This is a genomic window from Sphingomonas sp. BL2, from assembly GCF_056680015.1.
In genome coordinates this window covers 221,763-228,491 of sequence record NZ_JBWXPL010000002.1, presented here as the reverse complement: position 1 = coordinate 228,491, position 6,729 = coordinate 221,763, and the positions used below count along the sequence as shown (strand labels likewise).

Here is a 6,729-nt window from a genome sequence, read left to right as displayed (position 1 = left end):
ATCCGCTTTGGATATTTATCATTCATATATGTTCAACGATATCGCCAATATTAGTGATTTCAGCTGTTATCGGTATCTACTGAATCGCGGAGGATTCTCTGTGCGCCGATGTGAACCGGTTTATACGTTCGATATCAACGTGATCGACCGACTTTGCGTCAGGGTCAAAACCGTCGACGTAGCGGGCCAAAATTTGACGCAGGGTCGGTAGGTCGCGTGCCGCAAGGGCAGTGTTGAGGTCGTTCACCGCGTTGGATACTTCGTCCCAGCTCCACATCCGCTCGCGTGCCTGAATGATCCGCTCATGTTCGGTCGGCTGATCGTTCTCGCCAATCAGCAGTTCCTCATAAAGCTTTTCACCCGGGCGCAGGCCAGTGAAGACGATTCCAATGTCGCCGTCAGGCGTCTCGTCGTCGCGGACACGCGCGCCCGAAAGTTCGATCATTCGTCGTGCAAGGTCCACGATGCGAACTGGTTCACCCATGTCCAGCAGGAACACTTCGCCTCCGCTGGCCATAGCCCCGGCCTGCAGCACGAGCTGTGCGGCCTCGGGAATGGACATGAAGTAACGCGTGATGTCGGGATGCGTGACCGTCACCGAACTGCCAGCGGAAATTTGCGCACGGAATAGAGGGACGACGCTGCCACTCGACCCCAGCACGTTGCCGAAGCGGACCATTGTGAAAACGGTGCCGTTTCCACCCCCATGCGCGGCAAGCGCTTGCAGCACGATCTCTGCCATCCGTTTCGAAGCGCCCATGATGTTGGTCGGACGCACTGCTTTGTCGGTCGATATGAGGACGAATCGCTCTACCCCTGCCAAGCGTGCCGCCTTGGCGACGCAGAGCGTGCCCAATACGTTGTTGGCGACCCCTTCAAACGGGTTGTGCTCGACGAGCGGAACATGCTTGTATGCCGCAGCATGATAGACGACGTTTGGTCGCCACGTTGACAAAATGTCGCTAATGCGTGCTGTATCGCGCACGTTCGCCAAGAGGGAGATCAACTTCGTCGGCGATCCGGTGCGATCGCAGACGCCCTCCAACTCGCGATGAATCGTATAAAGCGCGTATTCGGAAAGATCGGCGAGAAGCAGTTTGGCTGGCTTGAGCGCCAGTATTTGGCGGCATAATTCGCTTCCGATGCTGCCGCCTGCTCCAGTAACGAGAACTACGTGGTCGGCGATGTCGTGGGCTAAGCGCCCGCTGCTCGATGGTACCGGAGCGCGCCCCAGCAAATCCTCGATGTCGAGTTCGCGGACTGCAAGCTCGATGTTGCCATTGGCGAGTTCGTCGACGCTTGGGACGGTGCGCACGTGCGCGCCGAACGGGCGTAGCCATTCGAGAATGTCATTGCGACGCGCACGTGATACGTTGGGCAACGCTAGGAGCACGCCGTCGATCTGTTCGTCACGCAGCTTTTCTTCGGCTTGGATGCGGGATAGGACGCGCAGGCCGAACACCTCGCGTCCCACTTTACGCGGATCGTCGTCGATGAATCCGTGCACGTTGGTCGCGCGGTTGAGGCGCAACGCGGACAGGGTTTGGATTCCACTCATGCCCGCACCGTAAACCAGTACGCGTTCCGCATCGGGGCCAGCTGGTTTGCCGAAACGGGGCAGTAGCAGGAAGCCGAGGCTGCGCGCCGCCAGCACGCTCCAAGCAAACAGCGCTGGCTGGATAATTGCGACCGTGCGTGGCACGTTAGGAAAAGAAAAGGCCAGGACGCACGCGCCGAAGACGAGCCCGTAGATCGTCACCGCCCGCGCGACCGCGACTGTGGCTCCAAACGAGCTGTAGCGGAATACCGCACGGTAGAGCCCGCATCGCACGAAGATAGGCGGAACCAGTACTGCCGCCAGCGCGAAAATCGTAACCTGGCGCCAGTCGAAGAACAAGAAGACGGTGCTGAACCGCAGAGAGAAGGCAATCCACAGGGTCGCAAGCGCCAGGAAGATATCGATCAGGACGAAGGTCGCCTGCTTCTGCAAGACCGACAGGCCGGTCAGCCTTGTAAATAGCGAAGAGACGATCATGTACGCACCACACAAATTTTAATGGGCCTGATTAGCGCATCGCCTACTGCTACGCTACCCAATCAACGGCGCGTAGATCCAGCGATAGTGTCGGTTAGACCGGCGTCGAGCGTCACTGGCGGGCGCCAGCCGAGCGCAGCACGCGTGGTACTGTCATCGACCTCGAGCGAACCTAAGAGACGCGTGGCGATCGCTGCGCGACCCGCACCCCGCGCGGCGGCCGATAGCCATTGCGGGGGGAGTTTCGCCAGCCGTACTTTCTTCCCTGCCGCATACGCCATTCGCTGTAGCAGTTCGGGCGTCGAGGGACTTTCGTCGTCACGGATCAGCATGACTGTAGGCAATGGACCGGGATGGGCAACCACAGCAGCGATCATGTCGGCGAGGTTGTCCACGTGGACGAGGCTGCGCCTATTCTTTACTGCTCCCAGTGGAAGGAAGCGCAACGGCCAGCCGCGAGCGGCAAGGCGTGCGAAGTTGGCCATGTTACCTTTTACGCCCGCGCCATGAATGAGGACGGGACGAATGGCGACGGTTTCCATTCCGTTGGCGTCGCCGATCTGTGAAAGCGCGACTTCTGCCTCGTGCTTCGAGACGCCGTAGGGATCGATAGGTGCAGGCGCGTCGTCGGGCGCGAAGGGCATTCGGTCATCTGTGTGCTCGCCATTAACCTTGATCGAGCTGATAAAGACGAAGCGTCTGACGCCTGCTTGCGCTGCAGCGTTTGCAAGCGCACGCGTGCCTTCAACATTTACATGGCGGAATATGGCCAGTGGATTGCGCTCGCGCTCGTGCATGACATGCACTCGCGCCGCGGCATGAACGACGATGTCTGCGTTATGGACGATCGACGACCAATCGGCGTCGGGACCCAGATCGGGTGCTACGCACTGGTCCGCACCCGGGAAACAGCCAGGCTGTCGGGTTGCAGCAACGACATTGTGCCCTGCGGCCACGAGCCGCGCGACGATACGCTGCCCCACGAAGCCACTGGCGCCGGTAACGATAATCCGCATGCCGGGTGCTATCGGCGTCATTGACGGGGCTTGCAATGGGAAGATTTCATTCGCGCGGGCGGACGCAACCAATCAGGTACAAGAAGCTGATGCTGACCAAGGCCGCCCTCGTGATTGGCACCAGACAGGTCGGCAACCTGGGTGCCAAGCGCGACTGTAGCCGTCCGCATGAATATGTGCGTGGTGTGAGGCTGATGGTTCAGCAAAACGAAGCCAATAATTACGTCTTAGCGATCAAGGTGACGACGCCCGCTCAGCAAATAAGATATGTTTGCTAATTTAGTTAATGCCACATGGGGAATTTATCGTCGGCATCGAGACCATCACATGAGTTATCTTATGTATGATCGCGCGTTTTCATCGCCTCAATCAGTTTTTTGACTTCCTGACTGCGCCCGCGCGGCAGGATTAGCACGTCATTGCCGCTGGCGACGACGATCAGATCTTCAACGCCGACCAACGAGACGCGAACGCCGTCGCTGCGGACGAAGCAGTTCTTCGTATCGATCGCCAGTACGTTGCCGTCGCCCTGGCTGCGATGCGCATTGCCGTCGCCGTCGGTGTCGCTGATCGCGTGGAGCGCGTCCCAGCTGCCGACGTCGTTCCAGCCCATCGCCACCGGCACGACCGCGACCCGGTCGGCCTTTTCCATGACCGCGTAATCGATCGAGTCATCAGGCGAGGCGGCAAACGCGGCCGCGTCGGGGTAGATGCGCGAGCCCTCGGTACGCGCCTTGTCCATCGCCTCCTGCGTGGCGGTCAGGATGCTCGGATCGAACTGTGCAAGCGCCTCGAGATAGGCGTCGGCGAGGAACAAGAAGATCCCGCCGTTCCAGGCGTGATCGCCGCTGGCGAGCATCGACTGCGCCTTGTCGATCGGGGGCTTCTCGACGAACCGGGCGACGCGGTTGACGCCAGGGTGCAGTTCGTCGCCGATCTGGATCCAGCCGTAGCCGATCTCGGGCGCGTCGGGTGCGATGCCGAACGTGACGAGCCATCCTTGCGTCACGAGCGGCATCGCTGCTTCGATTGCTGCATGGAACGCGGCAACGTCGCCGATGACGTGGTCCGATGGCATCACCAGCAACGCGTCGCCGCCGCCACCTGCAGCGATTGCTGCCAGCGCGATCGCCGGCGCCGTATTGCGACCAGCGGGTTCTAGGATCAGGGCCTGCGGTGCGGCACCTGCATCTGCGAGTTGCTGCTCGACGAGATCTGCATGGCGCGCATTGGCAACCACGATCGGCGCGGCGAAGCGCTCGCCGAATGCGCGGCCCGCGGTCAGTTGCAGCATCGTCTCGTCCGCCGTCAGCGCGAGCATCTGCTTGGGCATCTCGGGGCGCGACATCGGCCAGAGGCGCGTGCCCGATCCGCCAGATAGAATAACGGGAACGATCTTACGTAGGGACATGCTTCCTCCTGAAGAGGTCGACCTATAGTCGGCCAGCCCGACAAGCCAACCGCCGTTCCGGCTTCGGTCGTTAAAACCCCCTAAACGAGATGTGTCCGATAACTGTCATTCTCGGACGAAAGGGTAGCGCGCGGAAAGCGAGCGTGGCACACGCTCTTTATGGTCGCTTCACACCCCCTCGAGCCGACGCCGGCCGATCTGGACCTCGCACTGGCGCCAACCGCGCTCGTTGCATTAGATTCTAATGAGCCGACGCTCCCTGCGATCCTCCATGAAAAGATCGAGCAGGCGGCCGCATACGCCAAAGCCGCCCGCGCCGGCGCGACGCGGCGCGCGTATGACTCCGATTGGGCGATCTTCATAAGCTGGTGCACGCAGCACGGTCTGACCCCGTTGCCGGCAACGCCCGATGTCGTCGCCGTCTTTGCTAGCGATCAGGCAACCGCCGGACTCAACCCGTCGACGATCAATCGGCGGGTGGCGGCGATCGGGCATCATCACCGCGCTGGCGGGTATCCCGCGCCGACCGCCATGCCGACCGCGGGGCGTCTGGCCGAAGTGCTCGCCGGCATTCGCGCGGAACACGGGTGTGCCAAACGGCAAAAGCATCCCGCCGATGCGGCCGCGCTTCGCAACATGCTGGCGGCGATCGAAGGCGAAGGGCTCAGGGCGCTACGCGATCGGGCAATCCTCGCGATCGGCATGGCGGCCGCGTTGCGCCGGTCCGAGATCGTTGCACTCCAGGTCGAGCATATCGGGATCGTGCCCGAGGGGCTCAGGCTGACCATCGCCCATTCGAAGACCGATCAGGCCCGGCAAGGCATCGTCATCGCGATCCCCGAGGGCTCGCGTATTCGACCCAAGGCGCTGCTCCTTGCCTGGATGGCGGCGGCCGGCCATGCCGAGGGACCACTGTTCCGGCGCCTGTCGCGGCGCGATGCGCTGACCTCTGCCCCCATGTCGGATCGCGCGATCGCACGGCTGGTCCAGCATCATGCAGCGGCAGCCGGGTATGATCCGACGCACTTTGCGGGGCATTCCTTACGTGCAGGGTTCCTCACCGAGGGCGCATCGCAAGGGGCGACGATCTTCAAACTCCAGGAAGTCAGCCGGCATAAATCGATGCAGGTGCTCGCCGACTATGTCCGCAATGCGGATCTTTTCAAGGATCATGCGGGACAGCGCTTTCTGTAAGCCTCGGATTATTATGCATCTCTTGCCTGCACATTTTGACTGAACCTGTCTTACATGTCGGACGTCCGACATGTCGACACCACGACATGTCGGATAGTCGAACGGGTCAAATGGGTTCGGGGCGCGCGAACGGCTTCGTGGAAAACGCTTCGTGCGGCTCGGCTTCGCTCAGCCTATACCCGGCCATGGTGACGGAGACGCTAATGCACTATCCATCCGAACCATCCCGCGAAAGCTGCTGGCGATCAAATGTTGGTTTTTCTCGACTTCGAAGCCTCGTCGCTCGCCAAGCAAAGCTACCCGATCGAGGTGGCGTGGGTGTTTGCGGACGGACGGTCCGAGACCCACCTCATCCGCCCAACACCATCGTGGACTGATTGGCACGAAGACGCGGAGGCGATCCATCATATTTCTCGCAGCACGCTGCTGAGCGCAGGAGAGCCCCATGACGTGGTCGCGCAGCGCATGATCGACGTACTCGCCGGCCACGACCTCCTCGCCAGCGCGCCATCTTGGGACGGGAAGTGGCTTAGTGTTCTGCTGCGCGGTGCCGGCCTCGACCGGCGCGCGCTTCGCCTTCGCGACACCGATGATGCCATCGACGAAGATGCCCGCGTGATCCTTGCCCCCAGTATCCCGCCCGACTTGCTGGACGCAACGGTCGACAATCTGATCACGCTGATCGAGGTGCGGGCACGCGGCAAGGTGCCAGCCCATAGAGCACTGGCGGACGCCGAGGCGGAGCGCCAACGATGGCTCGCGGTTCGAGGCGCCGCGATGGAACTGGCGGAGCAATACCGTCGTGGAGGCTGACGGTGACCGGGACGCGCGAAGCATGCCATGTAAGTCGCCCGTCGATGATTATTCTCGACAAACCGATCAACGAACAGGCTCTTATCGCGGCGTTCCAAAGCCTGGCGCCCGCCTGAGTCAGCGATCGTCGACGGTCAGTGAAGCGAAGCTCTGCCAGTGAATCGGCCGCCTGCGAGCTGACAAAAGCCCCTATTTAGCAGGACTTGCGGGCCGAACCTGTCACTGCTGCGTTGTTGTGAACGTGGCTTGCTTCGGTGATA

At 61.3% G+C, this 6,729-nt stretch carries 6 protein-coding genes; 3 read left to right on the top strand and 3 right to left on the bottom strand.

Annotated features, from left to right (window positions below; all coding sequences use genetic code 11):
* Positions 1-76 precede the first annotated feature (76 nt).
* Positions 77-2,035 (bottom strand): polysaccharide biosynthesis protein, encoded by a 1,959-nt coding sequence (locus tag AC1ME3_RS19675; protein WP_480956091.1) that lies wholly within the window; start codon positions 2,033-2,035, stop codon positions 77-79.
* A gap of 62 nt (positions 2,036-2,097) precedes the next feature.
* Positions 2,098-3,051 (bottom strand): NAD-dependent epimerase/dehydratase family protein, encoded by a 954-nt coding sequence (locus tag AC1ME3_RS19670; protein ID WP_480956090.1) that lies wholly within the window; start codon positions 3,049-3,051, stop codon positions 2,098-2,100.
* An 89-nt stretch (positions 3,052-3,140) separates the two neighbouring features.
* On the opposite strand from AC1ME3_RS19670, the gene AC1ME3_RS19665 reads away from it, so the two are divergent.
* The gene (locus tag AC1ME3_RS19665) at positions 3,141-3,329 is read left to right on the top strand and encodes a hypothetical protein (protein WP_480956089.1); all 189 of its coding nucleotides are present in this window, start codon (positions 3,141-3,143) and stop codon (positions 3,327-3,329) included.
* 59 nt (positions 3,330-3,388) lie between these two features.
* Here AC1ME3_RS19665 and AC1ME3_RS19660 read toward each other — a convergent pair whose 3' ends face one another.
* Entirely contained in the window at positions 3,389-4,462 is a 1,074-nt protein-coding gene (locus tag AC1ME3_RS19660; protein ID WP_480956088.1) for a mannose-1-phosphate guanylyltransferase/mannose-6-phosphate isomerase, read from the bottom strand.
* 159 nt (positions 4,463-4,621) lie between these two features.
* Between AC1ME3_RS19660 and AC1ME3_RS19655 the strand changes: the two genes are divergently transcribed.
* Together AC1ME3_RS19655 and AC1ME3_RS19650 are read left to right on the top strand one after the other, a co-directional pair.
* Positions 4,622-5,656, top strand: a complete 1,035-nt coding sequence (locus AC1ME3_RS19655) for a site-specific integrase (protein WP_480956087.1) — start codon at positions 4,622-4,624, stop codon at positions 5,654-5,656.
* A 249-nt stretch (positions 5,657-5,905) separates the two neighbouring features.
* The gene (locus AC1ME3_RS19650; protein WP_480956086.1) at positions 5,906-6,469 is read left to right on the top strand and encodes a 3'-5' exonuclease; all 564 of its coding nucleotides are present in this window, start codon (positions 5,906-5,908) and stop codon (positions 6,467-6,469) included.
* Positions 6,470-6,729 lie beyond the last annotated feature (260 nt).

Bases quoted from the DNA above. Each gene is read 5' to 3' on its own strand.
- AC1ME3_RS19655 (WP_480956087.1), top strand. From the start codon at position 4,622: ATGGTCGCTTCACACCCCCTCGAGCCGACGCCGGCCGATCTGGACCTC.
- AC1ME3_RS19670 (WP_480956090.1), bottom strand. From the start codon at position 3,051: ATGCGGATTATCGTTACCGGCGCCAGTGGCTTCGTGGGGCAGCGTATC.
- AC1ME3_RS19675 (WP_480956091.1), bottom strand. From the start codon at position 2,035: ATGATCGTCTCTTCGCTATTTACAAGGCTGACCGGCCTGTCGGTCTTG.
- AC1ME3_RS19650 (WP_480956086.1), top strand. From the start codon at position 5,906: ATGTTGGTTTTTCTCGACTTCGAAGCCTCGTCGCTCGCCAAGCAAAGC.
- AC1ME3_RS19660 (WP_480956088.1), bottom strand. From the start codon at position 4,462: ATGTCCCTACGTAAGATCGTTCCCGTTATTCTATCTGGCGGATCGGGC.
- AC1ME3_RS19665 (WP_480956089.1), top strand. From the start codon at position 3,141: ATGCTGACCAAGGCCGCCCTCGTGATTGGCACCAGACAGGTCGGCAAC.